The organism is Novosphingobium humi (assembly GCF_028607105.1).
Taxonomy (GTDB): Bacteria; Pseudomonadota; Alphaproteobacteria; order Sphingomonadales; family Sphingomonadaceae; genus Novosphingobium; species Novosphingobium humi.
Window position 1 is genome coordinate 302,189 of sequence record NZ_CP117417.1, and the last position, 21,955, is coordinate 324,143.

Sequence of the window (21,955 nt, forward strand, 5' to 3'; positions counted from 1 at the left end):
TCAGGATTGGGTAAGCGCGCGGCGCACCGCGCTGGCCACCTGACGGCTGGACCGCTGCATGGCGGCGGGCGCATCGCCGGTGCCGCCATTAAGCTGGATCGACACGTTCACATTGCGTGATCCGGGGTTGAGCGCGCCATTCGAGGCGACCGAACCGGCCGATGTCGGCACGAACAGTTCCGGCCCGCGTTCGCCCACCAGATAGGCCTGACCCGGCGAGACGGGGCCGCCGGTCGCCCGTCCGGGCAGACCCAGAACCGACCCGATCAGCGAGGAAATCCCCGAGGTCGTGCCCGCACTGGTCTCCAGCCCCAGCGCGCCGGACAAAAAGCTGCTCGACGCGCTGGCGGCAATATCGGCCAGCGCTTTGAGCGCCGTGGTGCGCAGGTCGCCAAATCCGGTGGTGCCGCGCTTCAATGCCTGTGTCAGGGCGGTGTCGAGCGTCGAGCCCGCCTGCGTAAAGCCGGGCAGCAGCGTGGTGTCGAAACCGCTGCGCATGGCGGAAATGTCCTGGGCAAAGCCCTGCGTGCTGGCGCGCACGTCGATCAGCAGGCTCTGGACCGTATCCGAGCCGCCGGAAATGGAAGTATTAACCATGGTCGCGCTCCATCAAGCGGTTCATTTCCTCGCGGGTGAGCGGCGCGGCGCCGGGGGCGGTATCGGGGGCCAGAATGGCGGCCAGTTCGGCGGGGGTTGCGGCCCAGAACTCATGGGGCCGCCACCCCAGCAGCCTTGCCGCCAGCCCGGACAGCCGCCTTGCGCCGCTTCCGAAAGTGCCGCCCGGAGCGGCATTGCCGAAACTGCCGCCCGGAGCGGCATTGCCGAAACCGCCGCCCGGCGCGGCATTGCCGAAACTGGCGCTCTGGCTCATCACCCTTCGCCTTGCAGGATCTGGCCGAGCAGGCCGCGCAATTGCGGCGACACGCCTGCCAGACCCTGCGCCACCACCGCTTCGCCCAATTGCTCGCGAGTGATGCCCTCACGCCGGACAAGACAATGCCAGAACAGGCCGATCAGTTCGGCCAGACGCAATTGTCCGGACGCCGCCCGTTCAACCAGCGCAAACAGCGGCCCCAACTCTTCTTCGGCGGCCACCAGCGCGGCAAAGCTGGGGCGCAGCACGCGCGCCTCGCCCGCCACGAGCAGGCCGGATTCGCCGCGCCAGGGATTGGGAGCGTTCATACCGACACCACCGGGCCCGAGCTTTCGAGCTGGATCGTATAGGAGCGTTCATTGTTGTAATCGCCCGCATATTCCAGCTTCTGGACCAGGAACTGGCCCTGCATCCGGCTGCCGTCCTCAAAGCTGAGCTGATAGGTGTCGATCACCCCGCCCAGCGCATTGTCGCGGATGCGGGCCTCGGCGGCCGATCCCATGAAGACCCCGGCGGCGCTGACCGAAATAGTGCGCGTGCCCGCGCCCGAGAGCAGATTGCGCCAGCCCGCGCTGTCCTTGGTGGTGATGGTCACGGCCTGTCCGGCAATCGACATCTGGGTGGTGCGCAGACCGGCCACGGTGTTGAACGTGGGCGTTGCAGCGCCATCGGTGATTTTCAGCAGAAAGGCGGCTCCCGATTGAGCGGTCATGATGTCCTCCGTAAAAGGCAAGGGGGTCAGGCAGCGATGGTACGGAAACGGTATTCCAGCAGCATCGCGCGGGTGTTGTTGGCGCGGGCCTCGGCGCGACTGCGCAGGAAATTCAGCGTGACGATGCGAAAGGCGCCCTGATCGTGCGGCATCGCGGCGATGCGGGCCTGAACCGCAGCCGTCACCGCCGCGCCATCCTCGGGCCGGTCGCCGCGCAGGTGGAGTTCGAGCGCGATGCGCGTTTCACCGCCCGCCTCGGTCTTGGTGCTCCAGTCCACGCTGGCGCTGGTGGCAATGGCCAGCCATGGCAAGGCGGTGCGGCTGGGCGCTTCTTCGGTGACGGCATTGAGCATGGAGCCAAGCACGGCATCGCCGGCCAGCCAGTCGATCAAACTGGCGCGCAAGGGAACTTCCATGGGGCCTAGCCTCCTTGTTGGGCGGTAAAGGCGGGCCAGAGCAGGCGCGCATTGCGCCAGATGGCGGTGGAATCGCGGCTGTTCCGGGCCTGCTGACCAATGTTCTGCGCGATGGCTTCGGCCTGCCGGGTCAGGACGCTGGTCAACTGGCCCAGATCGGGCTGAAACGAGGCCGTGATCATGCCAGCCGCATCCGGCGCCATGGCCGCCACAGCGCGGTGACCGAGGCAGGCGGCAGGGCGTCGGCCCCGGCGCTTTCGCGCTGGCGATATTGATGCGCGGCCAGGCGCATGATCCCATGGCGCAAGGATTCGGGAAGCGCGGACCATTCATCGGCCATTCCGGCGCAATAGCGCACCACCGCCCGCCCCAGCCCGCCGGCGCCGGGAATGCGGATCGCGCCTTGCCCGTCGCTGTCGATCCTCGCTGTATAATTGTCGCTCGAAAGCGTGCTGCGCGCGCCGGTGCTGTCCAGCGCCTCGACCGAGACCAGCGCGCTGACCGGGCGCAGATCAAGCCGGTGCCAGCTGTCATGGCCGATGCGCCCCGCCCATTCGCCCGGATAACGGCAGCTTTGCCAATCGGCCGGACAGGGAAGGGCAAAACGCCCGGTCGGCACACAGACCGTCTCTTCATAGGTGGCGGTCAGCGGCACCATCCCGATATAATCGGCGCAGACCTCCAGCGCGGTGCCGAGCAGGCCGGTCAGACCCGCATCGTCCGCCGAGATGGTGATGCCGAGCCAGTCCTTCAGCTCGGCCAGCGCCGCAGGTGCCAGAACCGGTGGCGTGACGATAACCCGCGTCATGGCGGTCTCCCTTACTTGCATGAACGGAAAAGGTGCCCTTCGCGCCGAAACGGCGTCGCAGCGCGAAGGGCCAGGCGGGGAGAGCCTTTAGGCGGTGATCTTGAGCAGCTTGATCGCGTCGCTATCCAGCACCTGACCGCCCACGCGCTTGGTGGCGTAGAAGTTGACATAGGGCTTGTTGCTGTAGGGATCGCGCAGCAGGCGGGTGCCGAAGCGTTCGGTGATCAGATAGCCGTTCTGGAAATTGCCAAACGCAATCGGATAGGCGCCTGCGGCCACATCGGGCATATCGGCCGCCTCGACCACCGGATAGCCTAGCAGACGGTTGGGCTGGCCATCCATCATCGAGGATTGCCAGATATAGGCGCCGGTCGAATCCTTGACCTTGCGGATCTGGGCGATGGTGGCCGCATTCATCACCCATGCCGCGCCCTGACGATGGCCCGGTTTCAGCGCCATCACCATGTCGATCAGCCGATCATCGGGCGTCGTGCCCAAACCCGCCGCATCGCCCGAGCCCAGATACTGGAGCGTACCGAAGCTGCGCGTGGTGTCATCGGCGCTGCTGGGCGTGCCGGTCAGAAAGCCCAGCGGCTGGTTGGTGCCGCTGCCCGACACAAAGGCGGCCCCTTCGGCGCGGGCGAATTCATTGGCGATCTGGCCCGCCAGCCAGCCTTCGACATCGAAGCCGGCATCATCCAGCATGAATTGCGTGGCCGAGGGGTTGGCATAGAGTTCGCCCGAGGGGGGAATGATCTCGGCGAAATTGGGCGAGGCGGTTTCGCCCCGCGCGGCGGTCTGGCTGGCCCAGCCCGACTGGGGCGCGCCCGTGGCGATCAGCTTGCGATAGTCCGAGGTGGTGGTCTGGACCACCTGAGCGATCGAGCGGATCGGGCTGAGGCGCAGCAGTCGCTCGGCAATCTGCTGGTCCAGCACGGTGGGCACGACGAAGCCGCCATCGCCCATCACAGCGGTGTTGAGCGACTTCAGCTCGGTATCGCGCCCGGCGCGCAGATAGCCGTCTACAAAGCCCTTCAGCTCATGATTCCCGCCATCGGCGGCGGCCAGCGGCGGGCGGGCCGAGGGGCGAAGGCGCGATTTCACTTCCTCGATCTCGCCGCGCAGGGCCGAAAGCGCGGCATCGGCGGCTTCCTGACGGGCCACGATGTCGAACGAGGCGTCGAGGCCATTGCTCAGGTTTTCATGTTCCATGGGGCATTTACCTTTCACACAAGAGGGCCGCCCCCAAAGGCGGCTCGACGAAAAACGGGAAAAGGAAGGAAGATCGGGGGCCGCGCTCAGGCGGCCGGGCCGGAGACCATGTGGACCCGCGCATCATGCTGCATCGGGTGGGTAACCAGGCTGACTTCGTAGAGGTCGATGTCGCGCAATTCGCGCCCTTGCGCATCACGGTCAAAGGCGCGGGCGCGATAGCCGAAGCTCAGACCCGTGACCTTGCCGGTTTTGAGCGCGGCGGCCGCGCCGCCCGCCGGATTGTCGATCCGGGCGATCACGCGCAATCCGCGCTCATCCTCGGCGGCATTTTCGATCCAGCCGATACGCTGGTCCGGGTTGTGCTGCCAGAACAGGGGCAGGGGGCCCTGACGACGCGCATCCCGCTCGGCCAGTGTGCGGGCAAAGGCGCCGGGGCGGATCGTGTCGCGCCCCGCATCGCGCTTGTCGAACAGGGCCGCATAGCCGGCAAAGCGCAGGCTATCTTCAGGTTCTGCCGTCATTTCAGCAATTCTCCTGCTCCCGACCGCATCGCCATGCCCACCAGCACCGCCGCCAGCCCCGCGCGCACCGCCCAGTCGATCACCGCCTTCCACATGCTGCGCTTGGCATCGCGCCATGCGCGCAGCAGTTCGCGCAGTTCCGACAGGTCATCGGAGGCGCCATCATCATTGAGCCCCATGCGCGCCAGCATCCGCGCCGCGCCCAATTCGCTGGCCTCCTCGACAATCGCGCGCAGGGTGATCAGATCGCCCCCATCGGCATTTTCCTGCGCCATCAGCCGCGCCAGCATATCCTCGCGCTTCATGGCTGCACCTGGGCGGTTTGCGGCCCAAGGCCAAGCGCCGGCAGGCCCAGCATCTCGCGCTTTTCCGCATCGGTCAGGAAATTGGCGGCATTGATCTGGCTCCACAGCGCCTGCCGGTCCTCGGCCAGCGCGGGAATGCGATCAAGGTCGATGGCCAGACGCGCTTCGGGGAACCATGTCTCCAGCCCCTCGGCAATGGCCGAAAGCAGCTTGTCGGCCAGCGGCAGCAGCGTCAGACGCCAGAGCGCCTTGTTGGCCTCCTTGTAGTTGTTGTAGGTGCTGTCCCCCGGCAGGCCCAGCAGCATCGGCGGCACCCCAAAGGCCAGCGCAATATCGCGCGCGGCGGCCGATTTCAGCGCGGCAAAATCCATGTCGGCGGGCGACATCGACATCGACTGCCATTTCAGCCCCCCTTCGAGCAGCATCGGCCGCCCGGCATTGGGAGAGCCGGAAAAGACCCGGTTCAATTCCTCGCGCAGCCGGTCGAACTGTTCGCCCGAAAGGCCTGCGCCATTGCCCGCATCATAGACCAGGGCCCCCGAAGGCCGCGCGGCATTTTCCAGCAAGCTCCGGTTCCAATTGGCCGCCGCATTATGCGTGGCCACCGCCTGATCCGCCGCGCCAAGGCAGCCCGCGCCATAATGGTCATCGCCCGGATGATAGCCCTTGATATGGATGATATTGGGCGAGGCATCGCTGTCGCACATCGGGATCGTCATCGAGCGGTCGCCCACGCGATAGGTGATCCCCGTGGGCCAGCCATCATTGCCGAACACCAGCGTCACGCGCTCCGGGCGCAGGGCAAAGAGCTCGACCGGATAGCCCAGCCCATCCTTCAGGATCTGCACATAGGCATTGCCATGAAGCAGCAACTGGCTGGCCAGCGTTTCGAGCAGCGATTGCCCGGCCGAGGTTTCCAGCACCAGCATGGCCAGCGACGGATCGGTCGGCGCCAGCGGCGCACCGGCGATGCCGTCGGCCACCAGCCGCACCGCGCGATGCGCCACCGGATTTTCCAGATAGGCGCGGCGCACCGCCTGATGATAATCAAAGGGCTGTCGTCCATTGTGGCTGTCGCCGAAGACCCATGGCGAGACATAGGATTGCGCCAGCGGCACGCGGGCTCCCCTGCCCTTGAAGGCGGAAGCGATGGTTTCAAGGAAGGTCATGGGATCGCCTTTCAAAACAAGTGGTTGGGCGAAGGAATTACAGGTCGAGCACGCGCGGCGGGGCGCGGGTGGAAAGCATCAGCTCGGTCAGCGCCCAGACGGCGGCATCGGCGCGGTCGGGCGACCGGCCCGGCCCTTGATAGGCCCCGCCCGCCACCAGACCGCAGAGCTGGTCCTCCAGCGCGGGGAAGGCGCCGACATGGCGCACGCGCCCCGTTTCATAGAGCGCGGCGACCGGCTCGGCCCGCGCCGCCTTGCCCACGCTGGCGTGGACGAGCCGGATGGGCAGGGCGATGCAGGCCGCGCGCAGCACGCTTTCCACCATCGCCCCGCCCTGATTGGCCTCGGCCACAACGCGGTCGGCGCGCCATGTGGCGGCGGCTTCGGCCACGGCTCTGGCCCATTTTTCCGGGCTCGCGCGCTGCACGGTGGCGTCGGCAAGGATCCGCGCCACCCCATCATCGCCCAACTGCGCGACGATGATCCCGCAGGCATCGCCCGCCGCCGAGGCCGGAGGGTCAACCCCGATCACCGTGCGCACCGGCTGCGCCCCGGCTGTGTCCTCGCGGGCGGTTTCGATCATCGCGCGGGTCCAGAGCGCCCCCTCGATGTCGGTCAGCAATTCGCCGTCCAGTTCCTGACGCGCCAGCGCCGAGCGACCAAAGCTGCGGCGCATATCCTTGAGGAAACGCGCGGGCAGGTTCGAGAGGTTGTCCTGCGTCCGCCCCCGTGTGATGATCGCATCCTCCTGATCCAGCAATTGCATCAGCAGGGGCACCGCGCGCGGCGTGGTGGTGGCCAGCGCCTGAGGGTTTTCGCCAAGGCGCATACCCAGCACAAGGTTGTTCCAGCTTTGCTCGGCTCGCTGCGCCGCATTATCCCATTTGGCGATTTCATCGCACCAGGCATGGCTGTGCTGCGGCCCGCGCAGGCTTTCGGGTTCGCCCGCCGAGTAAATCGTCGCCTGCGCCCCGTTGGGCCAGACCAGCCGCCGCAGCGAGGGTTCAAAGCGCGGGCGGCGGCGGGGAGGAGAGCAGGCCAGAATGCCGCTCTCGCCCTCGACCATCACCGCGCGGGCATCGCCCAGAGACGCACCCACCAAAGCAATCCGCGCATCGGGATGGTCGGCGGCCACGCGGCGGACCCATTCGGCGCCCAGCCGCGTCTTGCCAAACCCGCGCCCGGCCATCACCAGCCAGATTCGCCAGTCGCCGCGCGGGGGCAATTGTTCGGGGCGCGCCCAAAGCTCCCAATGGTGGCGCAATTCGGCACGCTCGGCCCCGGTCAGCACGGCCAGCGCCGCCAGCCTTTGCGCTGTCGGCTGGGCCAGAAGGCATTCCAGCAGCGGCGGCTTATTCCTCATGGGTGGCATCCTTTGCCGCCAGCCAGCGTTCGCGCATCTTTTCCAGCTTCGCATTGATCGAGGCGAGGATCGCATCGGCGTCCTCCTCCTCGCGGATGGCGCGTTCGCGGGCCACCGTTTCGCGGTGGGCGGCCAGCAGGCGCAGCGCGGTGGCATTGTCGAAGCTGCGCGTGGCGCGTTTGGCGCCCGTTGCCGGTTTCAACTCGCCCACCCGCAGGCGGTAAAGCAGCGCCATTTCCAGCGCATCATACCCTTCGCAAAGGGCCGAGCGCCAGGCGCGTGCAAATTCGGCATCGTGGCGGCGCGTGTCATAGACCAGGCGGGTGGAAACCCCCGCCTTGGCCGCCGATGCCGTCACATTCGATGTTGCGGCCAGTTCGGCCAGAAAGATTGCGCTCCATCCGGCATGGGCGCACCGTGGAGGCGCCGTCAGTTCACCCTGACGGCGGGACTTGGGATTGTCCGCCATAGTTTTGATCCATTGCTTGAAGGTTTTCGCGGCCGGGAGCGACTCGGTCTTTCGCGATGTTCCCTATATGTACCTATTGAGCGTGACGATGTCAATGGAAAAGTGCCAAATAGGTTATTGATCCGCGCTTGCCCAGAGGCGCTGTGCTGGTTAAGCATCGCCCCGGATAGAAGGGGAATTCAGATGCTTCGCCGCCTGTATAACTGGACGATGGGCAAGGCCGCCGGGCCATTTGCCGAATATTGGCTCGCCCTCTTCGCCTTCGTCGAGGCCAGCTTTTTCCCCATTCCTCCGCATCCGGTGCTGGGGCTGATGTGTCTGGCGCGCCCGGAACGCGCGATCCGTTATGCGATTATAACCACATTGGCTTCTGTGGCGGGCGGCTTGCTGGGTTATGCCATCGGCCATTTCGCCTTTGCGCTGGTGGGCGAAAAGCTGCTCGATGCGCTGCACCTGACGGCCAGCTTCCCCTATGCCGCCTGCAAATTGCGCGGCGAAGCGGGCTTTATCGCCATCATCGCCAAGGGCGCGACGCCCATCCCCTTCAAGCTGATCACCATAACGGCGGGCTTCATCGGCATGCCCATCGCCAAGTTCCTGCTGGCCAGCGTGATCTCGCGCTCGATCAGCTTCATGATCGTGGGCGTGCTGTTCCGTCTGTTCGGCGCGCCGATCAAGGCCTGGATCGACAAGTATCTGGGTATGGCGGTCGCCGGATTCGTCGTGCTGGTGGTGGCCGGGTTTGTCGCTGCCGCGATGCTTGGCGGGCACAAGGCGGGCGTGGCCGATGAATGCACCGGGGTGACGATGGAGTCGTTGGCTTCGGTGAAGTGAGGGTTTGCCTCAGGCGGACAAAGGGCGGGGGCCCTTTGCAATCCCGTTAATAGGGTGGCGCCTCGATGGCAGCGGGGCGTAATGCCGATAAAATGAAAGCCTGCGGCGCAATCAACGGCGCCGCAGGCTTTCATTTTTCCAACGCCGCGTCCGACACAAAACGTCGAACCCATGGCGCAACGCAGGCAGTATCGGGAGCGCGAGGGACGAGTCCCTCGCATCATTAACCCCTTGAACGGGCTTAAATAATCCGGGCCTTCTTACCGGCCCGCTCAAACATGCCGATAATGGTCTGCACCTGCTCGGCCGAATGCGCGGCGCACAGCGAGCAACGCAGCAGCGTCATGCCTGCCGGCGTTGCCGGGGGACGCGCCAGGTTCACATAGAGACCTTCGTGCAGCAGCGCTTCCCACATGGCCGCGCCGCGTTCGAGGTCGGGCATGATCACCGAGATGATCGCCGACTGGGGCGTTTCGGTGCCCAGCTTGAACCCGCGCTCGCGCAGGCCTGAATGCAGCACGCGCGAATTTTCCCACAGGTGGGCGCGCTTGTCGGCGGCATGCATCAGCTTGCGCACAGAGGTCGCGGCGGTGGCCACAACCGAGGGAGGCAGCGAAGCCGTGAACACATAGGGGCGGCAGACCAGACGCATGATCTCGAACTTGGGATGGTTCGAAACGCAGAAGCCGCCCACCGTGCCGACCGACTTGCTGAACGTGCCGATCACGAAATCGACCTGATCCAGCACGCCCTGTTCTTCGGCCACGCCGCGACCGTTGGGGCCGATAAAGCCCATCGAGTGGGCCTCGTCCACCAGCACCATCGCGCCATATTTCTTGGCGATGGCGATCATTTCCTTCAAAGGCGCGATATCGCCCAGCATCGAATAGACGCCTTCGAGCACGACCAGAATGCCCGCGCCTTCGGGCACGCGCTTCAGGCGCTTTTCCATCGCCTCGATGTCATTGTGCTTGAAAGGCACCACTTCGGCATCGCCCATCTTGCACCCGTCCCAGATGGACGCATGGCTGTCGATGTCGAGGATGATGTAGTCACCCTTGCCCGCGATGGTGGAAATGATGCCCAGATTGGCCTGATAGCCGGTCGAGAACACCATGGCATGATCCATGCCGTAGAAATCGCAAAGCGCCTGCTCGACCGCCTTGTGTCCGGCATAGGTGCCGTTCAGCACACGGCTGCCCGTGGTGCCCGAACCGAAATCGTCCAGCGCCTGCTTGCCCGCAGCGATCACGTCCGGGTCGAACGTCATGCCCATATAGTTATAGGTGCCGAGCAAAATCGTCTCGCGCCCGTTGCACAGGGCAACCGTGGGCGAGATCACCTTTTCCATCACCAGACCAAAGGGATCGGTCACGCCCGTGGAGAGCAGATCCGTCCGCATCTGGATCAGAGGATCGAATTTGGAAAAAAGATCCGTCATGGCCATCAACCCTGCAGCTTCACAACGGCATCGACCAACTGGCCATAGGTTTCGATTTCGGCCTGCTGGTTCATGGAAATGATGATGTCGAATTCATCCTCAATGGCGGCCACGAAATCCATCACCGTCAGGCTGTCGAATTCCAGATCGCCGGCAAAGCTGGTGGCGTCGGAAATGGCGATGCCCTTCTTGTTGAAGGGCTCGATCAGCGCGGCGATCTTTTCGCTGGTGGCGGCGCGGTCCATGCAAGATTCCTTATGCAAATGCAGTGACGGCCCTCTGGCCGACAATTGCGGCGCAAAAGCGGCGGCGGCGCGCAAATGTCAAGCGGGCGTGTTTTCCAGCAGGCGTTTGACCGCCGCCATAAACGGCCCGATCGAAACCGGCTTGGCTAGATAGCCGTCGGCGCCCGCCTCGCGGATGCGGTCCTCGTCGCCCTTTCCGGCATAGGCGGTGACGGCCAGCACAGGGATTGCGCGCAGCAAGGGATCGGCCTTGGCCCCCTCGATCAGCTCCAGCCCGGAAATATTGGGCAATTGGATGTCCATAATCATCAGGTCGGGCACAAAAGCGCGCGCCTTGTCCAGCGCCTCCAGCCCGTCGCCCACCGGCTCGACGGTAAAGCCCTGACTCTTCAAAACATCGCAGAACAGCTTGCGATTGAGGTCATTGTCCTCGACAACCATAATTCGCTTTGCCATGCGCCTGCCTGTGATCGTAATGCGTTCGGGCCAAGGCTCTAGGACCTATCAAGGGGGCTGACAATTCTGCGCATGGTAAAAGATGATGGAGAGGCCGAGGGCCTTGCTCTGGCCGCATTGGGCTGGGTCTTGTCCGATGACGATCATGCCGACCGGCTGCTGGCGCTGACCGGGGTCAGCCCGGAGGAATTGCGCGAAAGAATCGGCGAGCGCGTGGTGCTGGCCGCGATACTGGAGTTTGTCTTGAGTCACGAACCGGATCTTCTTGCCTGCGCCGATGCGCTGGGCGTGCCGCCCAAGGCGCTGGAAAAGGCCCATTCCGCGCTGGCTGCGCCTATGGATGATGCGGATTGGGGGGCATGATGGCGCGCCCGCTTATCATCTCCGATTGCGACGAGGTGCTGCTGCACATGATCGCTCCCTTCCGCGACTGGCTGGGCGAGACGCAGGGCGTGACCTTCACCATGAACGGCAATGATTTTTCGCGCTCGATGCATTACGGCGATGGATCGGCGGTGCCGGGGCCGGAGATGTGGCGCCTGCTGGGCGCTTTCTTTGACACCGAAATGCATCGCCAGTCGCCCATTGCGGGCGCGATCGAGGGCATGACCGAATTGGCGCAGGATGCCGATGTCGTGATTCTGACCAATCTGGAGGATCACCGGCAAGAGGCCCGCACAAGGCAATTGGCCGATCATGGCCTGAACATCCGCGTGTTCACCAATCAAGGCCCCAAAGGCCCCGCGATCCGCGCGATCCTGGATGAATATCGCCCCAGCCGGGCGGTTTTCATCGACGATATCGCCCAGCATCACGGCTCTGCCTTTGAGGTTACACCTGACATCGCCCGACTGCATCTTTGCGGCGAACCGTTACTTGCGCCACATATCACTTGCGCTTTCACCCAGGGTCATGCTCACGCCCGGATCGATGACTGGGCCAGCGCTTTGCCCTGGCTGAAAGCCCGACTGCATGGAGACACCAATGACTGATTCTGTAGAAGCTCGTCTGGCCGAACTGGGCCTTACCCTGCCGGTCGCGGCGGCGCCTGTTGCGGCCTATGTGCCGGTGGTCGAGGCGGGCGGCCTTGCCCATGTTTCGGGGCAATTGCCTTTCATCGACGGCGCGCTGGTCAAGGGCCGCCTTGGCGAAAACGTCAGCACCGAAGAAGGCTATGAAGCCGCGAAGGCTTGCGGCCTGATGCTGCTGGCCCAATTGAAGGCCGCTCTGGGCAGCCTCGACCGTGTTGAGCGCATCGTCAAGCTGGGCGCTTTCATCAATTCGACCGGCGATTACACCGACCAGCCCAAGGTGGCCAATGGCGTCAGCGAGCTGATGGTCGCGGTCTTTGGCGACGCCGGCAAGCATGCGCGCAGCGCGGTGGGCGTGCCGGTGCTCCCGCTGGGCGCGGCGGTTGAGGTGGACGCCATCGTGGCGGTCAAGGCCTGAGGATGACGGAAAGGGCCGATTGGCTGCGCGGGGCGGTGATCGCCCATCGGGGCCTGCATGATATGGCCCGATCCGGCGACCAATGGCTGGGCCATTGGGCGGAGAACACGCTCTCCGCCTTCACCTGTGCCATCGCGGCCGGATATGGCATCGAATGCGATGTCCGGCTGGCGGGCGACGGCACGGTGGTGGTGTTTCATGACGCCATGCTGGACCGGCTGACCCATGCGCGCGGGCCGGTCAAGGATCACGGCATGGAGGTGCTCTCGCGCCTGCCGGTGGGGGGCACGCGCGATGTGATCCCTTCGCTTGGCCAATTGCTCGATCTGGTGGCGGGCCGTGTCCCGCTGCTGATCGAGATCAAGCTGGACAAGCGCGAGGACCCCGCGCCCCTGTGCGATGGCGTGGCCCGTGCTTTGGCCGATTACGCCGGGCCGGTGGCCATCATGAGTTTTGACCATCGCGCGCCGCGCTGGTTTGCGCAAAACGCGCCCGATGTGGTGCGCGGCATGGTGCTGGAGGCGCGCGACATGTCGGGCTGGCGCGCGAAATGGTTGATGCCCCGCCGGTTTTCTGCCGCAGAAATAGAGTTTCTCGCCGTGGATATTCGCGGTTTGCCCCATGATACAGTTGCGCATTGGCGCAATACGTGGCCCATCGCCACATGGACAGTGCGCCGCGCCATCCAGCGCGAAGTGGCGCTGGAACATGCCGATGCGCTGATCGCCGAAGGAGATGGTCTGGCGTGAGTGAAGCCCCCTATACCGCGCATGTGCAGCCCGGCGTGTCCGGCCTATCGGCGCGGGAATGGGACGCGCTGACCGATGGGGGCAATCCTTTCGTTTCCCACGCTTTCCTCTCCGCGCTGGAGGATTCGCAAAGCGTGGGGGAGGGGACCGGATGGACCCCGGCGCCCATCACGATCCATGACGGGGCGGGCCATTTGGCCGCCGCGCTGCCCGCCTATGTCAAGACGCATAGCCAGGGCGAATATGTCTTCGATCACAGCTGGGCCGATGCGTGGGAGCGGGCGGGGGGCGATTATTACCCCAAATTGCAGATCGCGGTGCCTTTTACCCCCGCCACCGGTCCGCGATTATTGACGCGGCATCCCGAATTGATGCCCGCCTTGATTCGCACCGCCGAGCAGATGTGCCGCGATGCGGGCCTGTCGAGCGCCCATGCCACCTTTATCGAGCCCGATCAGGTGGCGGCGTTTGAGGAGGCGGGCTGGCTGATTCGCCATGACATCCAGTTCCACTGGGCCAATGCCGGTTATGCCGGATTTGACGAATTTCTGGGCGCGCTCTCGTCCGACAAGCGCAAGAATCTGCGCAAGGAGCGCCGCGCGGCGCAGGAGGGGGTGACGATTCGCGCACTGACGGGCGATGCGATTCGGCCCGAACATTGGGATGCTTTCTGGCGCTTCTATCAGGACACCGGCAGCCGCAAATGGGGCCGCCCCTATCTGACCCGCGCCGCGTTCGACCTGCTGGGCGAGAGGATGGCGGACAAGATCCTGCTGGTGATGGCCTTTGTGGAGGATCATCCGGTGGCGGGCGCGCTCAATTTCATCGGGCGCGATTGCCTCTATGGCCGCTATTGGGGGGCGATTGTGGACAAGCCCTTCCTGCATTTCGAATTATGCTATTATCAGGCGATCGATGCGGCCATCGCGCTGGGCCTGGCCCGCGTCGAGGCCGGGGCGCAGGGCGGGCATAAATTGGCGCGCGGCTATGCGCCGGTGCGCACGACATCGGCGCATTTCATCGCCCATGCCGGTTTCCGCCGCGCGGTCGAGGATTTCTTGCGGCGCGAGCGCGAAGGCATTGCCGCAGATCAGAATTTTCTGGAAGCCAGAACGCCTTTCCGGCGCGGCGGATAATAGCGCAACGAATGATTCAGGCCGCACGGCGGGCGGTGGTGGCAATCCATGCGCGGGCGCGGCGCTGGGCCTCGGCAATCTCGCGCGTGGTCATTTCCTCGGACACTTCGGCCCGGCATTGCGCGGCTTCGTCATGCCCGCCAACCGCCGCCAGATTGAACCATTTATGCGCCTCGATCAGATCGCAAACGGCGCAATGACTGCCGGTGGAAAAGGCCACGCCCAGATCGAAATAGGCATCCACACAGCCCTGGCTGGCCGCGATCAGGCAATTGGCGATCAGGCCGGTGATCTCGCCCGGCGCCTGATGGGCCGAGGCGGCTAACAGATGGTCCTGCGATTGCGTCCAGTTGTATCCCATGTCGAAGTTCCCCATTTCCCGTTCATGAGGCTCAAGCTGTCGCAAGATGGATAACAAGTGGTAAATGGCGCGGTAATTTCTCTCGCCCGTGGCGCGCGCCATTGCGGCGCGACTGGGCCTGCCGTTGGGGCCATGTCATGAGCCTGTCACCAAAACATGGGCAAGGCGCGCCCTATTCGCAATTTTGCGGTGGTTTAAGCTATTGCGGATCGGCTTTGCCGCTTGTGGACCTTCAGGGGGCAAACTATAGGCCGGGCGATAGAATGGGATGTCTAGCAATCCCGCGGATGGAATTCGGAGGGTTATAATGGCAAGTGGTCTGGCAGACGAAATCGATGTGCTGGTCAAGGCCAGACGATCGCTGGCCGGTGATTATGTCCCGTCCGACGGCGAAGAATACATGAATGCCGAACAGCTGGACTACTTCCGCCGGCTGCTCCAGCAATGGAAAAAGCTGATCCTGAGCGCCGCGGCCGACACGCTGTCCCAGCTTCAGGAAGGCCCGCTGCGCGAACCCGATCTCAATGACCGCGCCTCCTCGGAAACCGACTGGGGCATCGAGTTGCGCACCCGCGACCGCCAGCGCAAGCTGATCTCCAAGATCGACTCGGCCCTGCGCCGAATCGAGGAAGGCGAATATGGCTATTGCGAAGTCACGGGCGAACCCATCGGGCTTGGCCGTTTGATCGCGCGTCCGATCGCCACCATGACGGTTGAGGCGCAGGAAGCTCATGAACGCCGTGAACGGGTATCACGCGACGATTAAGGCTGATATCCGCAAGTTACCGGATAGATTTACGCTTTATTTGCCATTTTGCGTTAATACCTTGTTGTGAATTAGCGCGCCCGTCCCGGTCTGGATCGATCCATGCCGGGCCGGGCCACGGCAGCGGGAAGTGAGCCAACCATGGCCGGTGATGAGCAACGCCAGATCAACCGGGACAGCCTGTTCATGCTGGCTTGTCTTCGTACCAGCGACCGTGATCCGGTGCATCGGGTCAAGATTCGCAATCTTTCCAGCGGCGGTTTGATGGCCGAAGGTGATATGCGCGTGGCGGCCGGCATGGTGCTGGAGGTTGAGCTGCGCAATGTCGGCTGGGTGGCGGGATCGGTCGCCTGGGTTCAGGGCAACCGTTGCGGCATCGCCTTTAACGAAGAGATCGACCCCAAGAGCGTGCGCGCCGCGCAAACCGCCCCCGACGACTCGGGCTTTGTGCCGATGCGTCCGCTGGCCGCAGTGAAACAGGTCGATCCGGGCCAGTTGCGCAAAGTCTGAAGCGCAAAAACCGGGGTGCAAACCTGATTCGGGGCGCAGCGGACGTTCCTCTGGGCGCCAAATTGTTCTAGGCTTGGCGCAATCATGCTGCGCAAGAACCGCATCTCCATTCTGATGGCCGCCTTTTTGGCGGCGGCCTGCCATGGCTCGGCCCAGCAGCAACCGCTGCGGGTGGTGATGGTCAATGATTCGGGCTCTGCCGCGCTCGATCGCGAATTGCGCGCGGCCACGGCCGAAGGTCTGGTCAGTCTGGATGAGGAGGGCAAGGTCGTGCCCGGTCTGGCCGAACGCTGGATCGTGGCGGATGAAGGGCGTGGCTATATCTTCCGCTTGCGCGACAGTGCGTGGCCCGATGGCACCAAACTGAGCGGCGAGACGGCTCGACAGGCGCTGCGCCGCGCCATTGCGGCGCAAAAAGGCCGCGCGCTGGGGCAGGATCTGACGATCATCGAGGATATTCGCGCGATGGCCGGGCGCGTGATCGAAATCCGGCTGGCCCAACCCATGCCCAATTTCCTGCAATTGCTGGCCCAACCCGAATTGGGGCTGGAGCATCGCGGGCAGGGTGCCGGACCGATGCGGCGCAAGCATGTCGAGGGGCTGGACTGGCTGACGCCGATTTCGCCCGATGCGCGGGGCCTGCCGATGCCCGAGGGCTGGGCCGCGACGGTGCGCCCGCTTTCGATTCGCGCGATGGGCGGCGAAAAGGCGGTGGCGCAATTGCTGGCGGGTCAGGCCGATGTGGTGCTGGGCGGGCGGATCACCGATCTGCCGCCGATCCAGCGCGGCCTGCTGGGCCAGCGGACCGCGCGGTTTGATGTGGCGCCGGGTCTGTTCGGGCTGATCGTGGAAAAGGACAGCGGCTTTCTGGCGGTGCCGACGAATCGCGCCGCGCTGGCCATGGTGATCGACCGCGCGGCGCTGGTGAATGCTTTGGGGATGCAGGCGGGGGGCATACCGGGGTGGAGCCCCACCACGCGGCTCATCTCGCCGGGCATCGGCGAAGTGCAGCTTCCCGAGCGCTGGAGCGACATGGATATGGACCATCGCCGCGCGGTGGCGGTCGAGCGGGTGGCGGTGTGGAGCAAGGCGCGCAAGCTGACGGCCCGGCCCGAGGAGGGCGACGGGCTTGAACTGCGGATCGCCATGCCGGACGGGGCGGGGGCCAATGTGCTGTTTTCCCGGCTGGCGCAGGATGTGGCGGCGATCGGTTTGCGGCTGCGCCGGGTGGGGATGGGCGAGTCGGCGGATCTGCGTCTGGTTGATGAAGTGGCGCGCTATCCTTCGCCGGTCTGGTTTTTTAACCAGTTACATTGCGGTGTGCATCCCGTCTGTACCCCCGATGCCGATCATCTGGTGGCCCAGGCCTGGAATGTCGAGCCCCCCCTTGCGCCTGCCCTCTATGCCGAAGCCGAGCGCGAGGTGATGGAGGCCAATCTCTTCATTCCACTGGCTTTACCGGTGCGTTGGACCATGATCGGCAAGGGGGCGGGCAACCTTTTGCGCGGCCTTGTTCCCAATGCCTATGGTGTGCATCCCCTTTACCCTTTGTCGGACGCCGCCCGTTAGGGGCTCTTACGAGTTAGCCCAAAAAAATGGGGGGGTTAATGCCGGTTTACATTAAATTAACCTTTCGCGTTCATTCCTCCTATGGTTAATAGCGGATGTGCCCGGTGAAGGTGCGTTCGCGGGTTTCGGGGCAAGGGGGTTCACCCATATGCGCGTGCTGTTGATCGAAGACGAGCCGACTACGGCCAGAGCCATCGAATTGATGCTCACCACAGAGGGCTTCAATGTCTATTCGACCGATCTCGGGGAAGAAGGCCTCGATCTCGGCAAGCTCTATGACTACGACATCATCCTGCTGGATCTCAATCTGCCGGATATGCATGGCTATGACGTGCTCAAAAAGCTGCGCGTGGCCAAGGTTCAGACCCCGGTGCTGATCCTGTCGGGCATTTCTGAAATGGATTCCAAGGTGCGTTCCTTCGGCTTTGGCGCCGACGATTACGTGACCAAGCCCTTCCACCGCGAAGAACTGATCGCGCGCATTCATGCCGTGGTTCGCCGGTCCAAGGGCCATTCGCAATCGGTCATCCGCACCGGCAAGCTCTCGGTCAATCTGGACGCCAAGACGGTGGAGGTTGACAGCGCCCGCGTGCATCTGACCGGTAAGGAATATGCGATGCTCGAGCTGCTTTCGCTGCGCAAGGGCACGACATTGACCAAGGAAATGTTCCTCAACCACCTCTATGGCGGTATGGACGAACCCGAGCTCAAGATCATCGACGTGTTCATCTGCAAGCTGCGCAAGAAGCTGGCGCATGCCTGCGGTGGGGAAAATTACATCGAAACCGTATGGGGCCGCGGCTATGTGCTGCGCGATCCGGGCGAGGATGCTGTGGCGGCCTGAACCGGCCATCCCCCGAACAACCCGACATGAAGGCCCGCCTCCGCAAGGAAGGCGGGCTTTTCATTTGGCCTCAGCGCTTGCGGCTGGCCTTGACCAGCGCGAGGGCGGCAATGGCGCTCATCAGCAGGGCCGCGATCAGGCCGACGCCCGCGCCCCACAGGCCCGCAGCCTGTCCGCCCATCACCAATCCGGCGATAAAGCCGAGCAGCGGCAGAACGATCAGCGCAAGGCAACCGAGGGCAAACATGGCGCCCTCCTTTGCCTGCTGGGCCTTGACCCTGCCTTAACGGCCTGCCATCGCGCCGGGCGAAATCTTGAAGGCACAGACATGACCGCGCATAAAGAAGGCGATCCCACCACGCTCAACCGGCTCTATGGCCGCTCCAAGGGCAAGCCCCTGCGCGCCGGACAGCAAGGGCTGGTGGACACGCTGCTGCCCCAGATCGCCGTGCCGACGGAAGGCGAGGTGACCGCCCAGCGCCTGTTTGGCGAGGACCGCCCGCTGCATTTCGAGATCGGCTTTGGCGGGGGCGAGCATATGGCGTACCGCGCCGATATGCTGCCCGATCATGGCTTTATCGGCGCCGAGCCCTTCATCAATGGCGTGGCGCAGGCGTTGACCCATGTGTCCGGAGACAATGGCGCTCATGCCCCGATCCCCAATGTCCGCATCCATCATGGCGACGCGCTGGAGGTGCTCTCGCGCATTCCCGATGGTTCGCTCACCATGCTCTATCTGTTGCATCCCGACCCATGGCCCAAGGCGCGCCATGCCAAGCGCCGGATGATGAACGATGGCCCGGTGGAAATGTTCGCCCGCAAATTGAAGCCCGGCGGCGAATTCCGCTTTGGCACCGACCATGCGATCTATGTCCGCCATGCCTTGATGGTGATGCAGCGCCACACCGACAAGTTTGAATGGCTGGCCAAGGAAGCCAAGGACTTTCAGGTGCGCCCCGGCGGCTGGCCCCAGACGCGCTATGAGCATAAGGCGCGCACGGTTTACGGCCATGAGGTCTGGTACTTCCGCTATCGCCGCAAGGTCTGATTTTCCCTCGAAATTCCAATCCTGTCGGCCGCCTCGCCTATCGGGCTGAGGCGGTTTCGCATATTGGTATATGAATTCCATAAACGTGCAAAATCGTATATTTACACGTAAAATCATGCAAACCATAACCCGGCCATGGATAATAATCTCCCCCTTGGCCGCCGCGAGTTGATTGCGCGCCGACTCGATGAAGGACAGGCCGTGGTGGCCAATGCGCTGGCCGCCGAATTTGAAGTGTCCGAGGATGTGATCCGGCGCGACCTGCGCACGCTGGCTGCCGAGGGGCGGTGCCGCAGGGTCTATGGCGGCGCGCTGCCGCTTTCGGCCCCATCGACCCCGATCAACCAGCGCATCGGCGAGAGCGAGGAGCGCAAGCACGCGCTGGCCGCCGCTGCGGTGGGCCTGATCGCGCCGGGCGAGATGATCTTTATCGACAGCGGCAGCACCAATCTGGCGCTGGTGCCCTTGCTGCCCGATGGCATCGCGGTGGTGACCAATTCGGTGGTGATGGCCGGGGCGCTGCAGGCGCGCGGCACCATCGCCACCTATATGATCGGCGGCAAGGTGGACGCGCAGGTGGGCGGCTGCGTCGATGCGGGCGCGGTGCAGGCGCTGGGCCAATTCAACATCGACCGGGCGTTTCTGGGCGCCTGCGCGGTATCGGGCGAGGAAGGCATCGGCGCCTTTTACGCCGAGGACGCCGCCTTCAAACGCGCCGCCATCGAGGTCAGCCGCCACAGCGTGGTCATGGCCACCAGCGACAAGCTGGCGAGCCGCACCCATTTCCGCATCGCCCCGCTCGAGCGGATCACGCATCTGGTGCTCGAACGTAACGCGGCCGTGCTGGCGCCTGCGCTGATGGCGCAGATCGGGCGAAGGGCGATTCTGGCCTGCGCGCCCGCCTGAATTTTCGGAGATTGCCCCTCATGGCTGACAGCCCCTCGACGCGGCTTGCCACGCGCCTGTCCTTTCTGGTCGCCGGTTTCGGCATCGCCTGCTGGGCGCCGATGGTGCCTTTCGCCAAATTGCGGCTGGGGGTGGACGAAGGGATGCTGGGCGCGCTGCTGCTTTGCCTTGGCGCGGGATCGGTGATGGCGATGCTGGCGACAGGCGCGCTCAGCAGCCGGTTCGGCACGCGCCCGGTCATTCTGGTCAGCGGTCTGGGCCTGTGCGTGATGCTGCCGCTGCTGGCGGTTCTCTCCACCGTGCCCGCGCTGGGGGCGGCGCTTCTGGTGTTTGGCGCTTCGCTGGGGTCGCTGGATGTGGCGATGAACATTCATGCGGTCGAGGTGGAAAAACACGCCGCCCGCCCGCTGATGTCGGGCTTTCATGCGCTCTTCAGCATCGGGGGCTTTGCCGGATCGCTGATGATGGCGCTGCTGCTCTCGCTGGGGGCCGGCGCGCTGACCGGGGCTTTGCTGGGGTCGCTGCTGATGGCGGGGGCGTTGCTTTATGCCGCGCCGCGCTTGCTGCGGACCAAGGCGGTGGAGGGCGAGCCGCATTTCGCGCTGCCCCATGGCATCGTGCTGGTGCTGGCGGGGCTGACGGCGATCACCTTTCTGGCCGAGGGGGCCTTGCTTGACTGGGGCGCGCTGTTCCTGACCGAGGGCGGGCTGGTCGATGTGAAGCGCGCCGGTTTCGGCTATATGTTCTTTGCCATGGCCATGACGCTGGGGCGGCTGACGGGCGATGCGCTGACGGCGCGGATCGGGGATCGCGCGGCGCTGCTGTGGGGTGGGGCTGTGGCGGTGGCGGGCTTTGGCGTGCTGATCGCCGCGCCGGTGGCGGGGCTGGCATGGGCGGGCTTTGTGCTGATCGGGCTGGGGGCGGCCAATATCGTGCCGGTGCTGTTCCGTCAGGCCGCATCCCAAGACCAGATGCCCGCAGCACTGGCCATCGCCTCGATTTCCACAACGGGCTATGCGGGCGTGCTGCTGGGGCCGGCAATGATCGGGCTGGTGGCGAAATATGCCGGGCTGATCATGTCTTTTGTCATGCTGGCCGGATTGCTCTGCCTTGTGCCGCTTTGTTCGGGGCTGGTGGTCCGCTCCAGAGCCTCTTTGTAAAAAGGCCCCGGATCAACAGGGGTATTGCGAAGAAAGATCTGCCGCAATTTGTGGCGCACGCAATGGGCGGTCTGCGCGGTCTAAGGGGTCTTATTGACCGAGGCGGGGCTGTCTGACAGCAATTTCTGCATAAAGACCAGATCAAGCCAGCGCCCGAACTTGTGGCCGACCTGCGGCATGCGCCCCACCTGCGTAAAGCCCATGGCTTGATGCAGGGCGATGGAGCCGTCATTGCTTGCGTCGATTCCGCCGATCATGGCGTGCAGCCCCGCCGCCCGCCCCCGCGCGATCAGCGCGCCCAGCAAAGCCCGCCCGATCCCGCGCCGATGCGCATCCGGGGCGACATAGATCGAATGTTCGACCGATTGCGAATATCCCGGAAAAGGCCGAAAATCGCCATAGGAGGCAAAGCCCAGCACCTTATCGCCCTCGACCGCCACCAGCACCGGAAAGCCGCGCTGCTGCTTGGCGTCGAACCACTGGTGGCGTTCCCCGATGGTGCCCGGCGTTTCGTTCCACACCGCCGTCGTGTGCAGAACGGCATGGTTATAAATGGCCAGAATGGCGACCAGATCATCCCGGTCCGCATCGCGGATCATCATGCGCGCATTCCTCGGAGAAGGGCCGGC

32 protein-coding genes are annotated in these 21,955 nt (G+C 64.4%); 13 read left to right on the forward strand and 19 right to left on the reverse strand.

Annotated features, from left to right (window positions below):
- From PQ457_RS01380 to PQ457_RS01440, 13 genes are all read right to left on the reverse strand, one after another.
- The gene (locus PQ457_RS01380; protein WP_273618025.1) at positions 1-597 is read right to left on the reverse strand and encodes a tail tape measure protein; all 597 of its coding nucleotides are present in this window, start codon (positions 595-597) and stop codon (positions 1-3) included.
- Positions 590-871, reverse strand: coding sequence for a phage tail assembly chaperone (locus tag PQ457_RS22210; protein ID WP_420540956.1), 282 nt, complete (start codon positions 869-871; stop codon positions 590-592). The genes PQ457_RS01380 and PQ457_RS22210 overlap by 8 nt, the downstream gene beginning before the upstream one ends.
- Positions 871-1,182 carry a gene transfer agent family protein gene (locus PQ457_RS01390; protein WP_273618026.1) on the reverse strand — a complete coding sequence of 104 codons (312 nt, stop codon included), beginning with the start codon at positions 1,180-1,182 and terminating at the stop codon, positions 871-873. Before PQ457_RS01390 ends, PQ457_RS22210 begins: the two co-directional genes overlap by 1 nt.
- Complete coding sequence (locus tag PQ457_RS01395) at positions 1,179-1,586, reverse strand: phage major tail protein, TP901-1 family (RefSeq protein WP_273618027.1); 408 nt, start codon at positions 1,584-1,586, stop codon at positions 1,179-1,181. The genes PQ457_RS01390 and PQ457_RS01395 overlap by 4 nt, the downstream gene beginning before the upstream one ends.
- A 26-nt stretch (positions 1,587-1,612) precedes the next feature.
- Complete coding sequence (locus PQ457_RS01400) at positions 1,613-2,002, reverse strand: DUF3168 domain-containing protein (protein ID WP_273618028.1); 390 nt, start codon at positions 2,000-2,002, stop codon at positions 1,613-1,615.
- 5 nt (positions 2,003-2,007) lie between these two features.
- Positions 2,008-2,184 (reverse strand): hypothetical protein, encoded by a 177-nt coding sequence (locus PQ457_RS01405; protein WP_273618029.1) that lies wholly within the window; start codon positions 2,182-2,184, stop codon positions 2,008-2,010.
- Positions 2,181-2,810 (reverse strand): head-tail connector protein, encoded by a 630-nt coding sequence (locus PQ457_RS01410; protein WP_273618030.1) that lies wholly within the window; start codon positions 2,808-2,810, stop codon positions 2,181-2,183. The genes PQ457_RS01405 and PQ457_RS01410 overlap by 4 nt, the downstream gene beginning before the upstream one ends.
- Before the next feature lie 87 nt (positions 2,811-2,897).
- Positions 2,898-4,022 (reverse strand): phage major capsid protein, encoded by a 1,125-nt coding sequence (locus tag PQ457_RS01415; RefSeq protein WP_273618031.1) that lies wholly within the window; start codon positions 4,020-4,022, stop codon positions 2,898-2,900.
- 86 nt (positions 4,023-4,108) lie between these two features.
- Positions 4,109-4,546: an HK97 family phage prohead protease gene (locus tag PQ457_RS01420; protein WP_273618032.1), complete on the reverse strand. Its 438-nt coding sequence runs from the start codon at positions 4,544-4,546 to the stop codon at positions 4,109-4,111.
- Entirely contained in the window at positions 4,543-4,851 is a 309-nt protein-coding gene (locus PQ457_RS01425; RefSeq protein WP_273618033.1) for a DUF6127 family protein, read from the reverse strand. The genes PQ457_RS01420 and PQ457_RS01425 overlap by 4 nt, the downstream gene beginning before the upstream one ends.
- A complete protein-coding gene (locus PQ457_RS01430) occupies positions 4,848-6,020 on the reverse strand; it encodes a phage portal protein (RefSeq protein ID WP_273618034.1) in 1,173 nt (390 codons plus the stop codon). The genes PQ457_RS01425 and PQ457_RS01430 overlap by 4 nt, the downstream gene beginning before the upstream one ends.
- A 37-nt stretch (positions 6,021-6,057) precedes the next feature.
- Positions 6,058-7,383, reverse strand: coding sequence for a DNA-packaging protein (locus tag PQ457_RS01435; protein ID WP_273618035.1), 1,326 nt, complete (start codon positions 7,381-7,383; stop codon positions 6,058-6,060).
- Complete coding sequence (locus tag PQ457_RS01440; RefSeq protein ID WP_168602975.1) at positions 7,373-7,852, reverse strand: hypothetical protein; 480 nt, start codon at positions 7,850-7,852, stop codon at positions 7,373-7,375. Before PQ457_RS01440 ends, PQ457_RS01435 begins: the two co-directional genes overlap by 11 nt.
- 183 nt (positions 7,853-8,035) lie before the next feature.
- Between PQ457_RS01440 and PQ457_RS01445 the strand changes: the two genes are divergently transcribed.
- A complete protein-coding gene (locus PQ457_RS01445; RefSeq protein WP_273618036.1) occupies positions 8,036-8,686 on the forward strand; it encodes a YqaA family protein in 651 nt (216 codons plus the stop codon).
- A 241-nt stretch (positions 8,687-8,927) separates the two neighbouring features.
- On the opposite strand, the gene spt is transcribed toward PQ457_RS01445, so the two are convergent.
- The 3 genes from spt to PQ457_RS01460 all read right to left on the reverse strand — a co-directional run bounded on the left by spt (position 8,928) and on the right by PQ457_RS01460 (position 10,828).
- Positions 8,928-10,127, reverse strand: a complete 1,200-nt coding sequence (gene spt / locus PQ457_RS01450; protein ID WP_273618037.1) for a serine palmitoyltransferase — start codon at positions 10,125-10,127, stop codon at positions 8,928-8,930.
- 5 nt (positions 10,128-10,132) lie between these two features.
- Positions 10,133-10,372 carry an acyl carrier protein gene (locus tag PQ457_RS01455; RefSeq protein ID WP_273618038.1) on the reverse strand — a complete coding sequence of 80 codons (240 nt, stop codon included), beginning with the start codon at positions 10,370-10,372 and terminating at the stop codon, positions 10,133-10,135.
- 78 nt (positions 10,373-10,450) lie between these two features.
- Entirely contained in the window at positions 10,451-10,828 is a 378-nt protein-coding gene (locus tag PQ457_RS01460; protein ID WP_273618039.1) for a response regulator, read from the reverse strand.
- Between the two features lie 72 nt (positions 10,829-10,900).
- Here PQ457_RS01460 and PQ457_RS01465 point away from each other — a divergent pair, with 72 nt between their 5' ends.
- The 5 genes from PQ457_RS01465 to PQ457_RS01485 are packed head-to-tail and all read left to right on the forward strand — an operon-like array spanning position 10,901 to position 14,162.
- Positions 10,901-11,191, forward strand: a complete 291-nt coding sequence (locus PQ457_RS01465) for a DUF3572 domain-containing protein (RefSeq protein ID WP_273618040.1) — start codon at positions 10,901-10,903, stop codon at positions 11,189-11,191.
- Complete coding sequence (locus PQ457_RS01470) at positions 11,191-11,820, forward strand: HAD family hydrolase (RefSeq protein WP_273619214.1); 630 nt, start codon at positions 11,191-11,193, stop codon at positions 11,818-11,820. The genes PQ457_RS01465 and PQ457_RS01470 overlap by 1 nt, the downstream gene beginning before the upstream one ends.
- On the forward strand, positions 11,813-12,277 hold the full coding sequence (locus PQ457_RS01475; protein WP_273618041.1) for a RidA family protein: 465 nt from the start codon (positions 11,813-11,815) through the stop codon (positions 12,275-12,277). The genes PQ457_RS01470 and PQ457_RS01475 overlap by 8 nt, the downstream gene beginning before the upstream one ends.
- Before the next feature lie 2 nt (positions 12,278-12,279).
- Positions 12,280-13,026: a glycerophosphodiester phosphodiesterase family protein gene (locus tag PQ457_RS01480; RefSeq protein ID WP_273618042.1), complete on the forward strand. Its 747-nt coding sequence runs from the start codon at positions 12,280-12,282 to the stop codon at positions 13,024-13,026.
- Complete coding sequence (locus tag PQ457_RS01485; RefSeq protein WP_273618043.1) at positions 13,023-14,162, forward strand: GNAT family N-acetyltransferase; 1,140 nt, start codon at positions 13,023-13,025, stop codon at positions 14,160-14,162. Before PQ457_RS01480 ends, PQ457_RS01485 begins: the two co-directional genes overlap by 4 nt.
- Positions 14,163-14,178: 16 nt before the next feature.
- Here the strand turns inward: PQ457_RS01485 and PQ457_RS01490 are convergent, their stop codons facing one another.
- A complete protein-coding gene (locus PQ457_RS01490; RefSeq protein ID WP_273618044.1) occupies positions 14,179-14,538 on the reverse strand; it encodes an SEL1-like repeat protein in 360 nt (119 codons plus the stop codon).
- Positions 14,539-14,830: 292 nt separating this feature from the next.
- Here PQ457_RS01490 and dksA point away from each other — a divergent pair, with 292 nt between their 5' ends.
- The 4 genes from dksA to ctrA all read left to right on the forward strand — a co-directional run bounded on the left by dksA (position 14,831) and on the right by ctrA (position 18,212).
- Positions 14,831-15,289 carry an RNA polymerase-binding protein DksA gene (gene dksA, locus PQ457_RS01495; RefSeq protein ID WP_273618045.1) on the forward strand — a complete coding sequence of 153 codons (459 nt, stop codon included), beginning with the start codon at positions 14,831-14,833 and terminating at the stop codon, positions 15,287-15,289.
- Positions 15,290-15,391: 102 nt separating this feature from the next.
- Positions 15,392-15,799, forward strand: coding sequence for a PilZ domain-containing protein (locus PQ457_RS01500; protein WP_273618046.1), 408 nt, complete (start codon positions 15,392-15,394; stop codon positions 15,797-15,799).
- A gap of 84 nt (positions 15,800-15,883) precedes the next feature.
- Positions 15,884-17,368, forward strand: a complete 1,485-nt coding sequence (locus tag PQ457_RS01505; protein ID WP_273618047.1) for an ABC transporter substrate-binding protein — start codon at positions 15,884-15,886, stop codon at positions 17,366-17,368.
- Positions 17,369-17,516: 148 nt separating this feature from the next.
- Positions 17,517-18,212: a response regulator transcription factor CtrA gene (gene ctrA / locus PQ457_RS01510; RefSeq protein WP_168602964.1), complete on the forward strand. Its 696-nt coding sequence runs from the start codon at positions 17,517-17,519 to the stop codon at positions 18,210-18,212.
- Between the two features lie 70 nt (positions 18,213-18,282).
- Here ctrA and PQ457_RS01515 read toward each other — a convergent pair whose 3' ends face one another.
- Positions 18,283-18,459 (reverse strand): hypothetical protein, encoded by a 177-nt coding sequence (locus PQ457_RS01515; protein ID WP_273618048.1) that lies wholly within the window; start codon positions 18,457-18,459, stop codon positions 18,283-18,285.
- 81 nt (positions 18,460-18,540) lie between these two features.
- Here PQ457_RS01515 and trmB point away from each other — a divergent pair, with 81 nt between their 5' ends.
- From trmB to PQ457_RS01530, 3 genes are all read left to right on the forward strand, one after another.
- A complete protein-coding gene (gene trmB, locus PQ457_RS01520) occupies positions 18,541-19,260 on the forward strand; it encodes a tRNA (guanine(46)-N(7))-methyltransferase TrmB (protein WP_273618049.1) in 720 nt (239 codons plus the stop codon).
- A 135-nt stretch (positions 19,261-19,395) separates the two neighbouring features.
- Complete coding sequence (locus PQ457_RS01525; protein WP_273618050.1) at positions 19,396-20,166, forward strand: DeoR/GlpR family DNA-binding transcription regulator; 771 nt, start codon at positions 19,396-19,398, stop codon at positions 20,164-20,166.
- A gap of 20 nt (positions 20,167-20,186) precedes the next feature.
- Positions 20,187-21,326: an MFS transporter gene (locus tag PQ457_RS01530; protein ID WP_273618051.1), complete on the forward strand. Its 1,140-nt coding sequence runs from the start codon at positions 20,187-20,189 to the stop codon at positions 21,324-21,326.
- Between the two features lie 80 nt (positions 21,327-21,406).
- On the opposite strand, the gene PQ457_RS01535 is transcribed toward PQ457_RS01530, so the two are convergent.
- On the reverse strand, positions 21,407-21,928 hold the full coding sequence (locus tag PQ457_RS01535) for a GNAT family N-acetyltransferase (RefSeq protein ID WP_273618052.1): 522 nt from the start codon (positions 21,926-21,928) through the stop codon (positions 21,407-21,409).
- Positions 21,929-21,955: the final 27 nt, after the last annotated feature.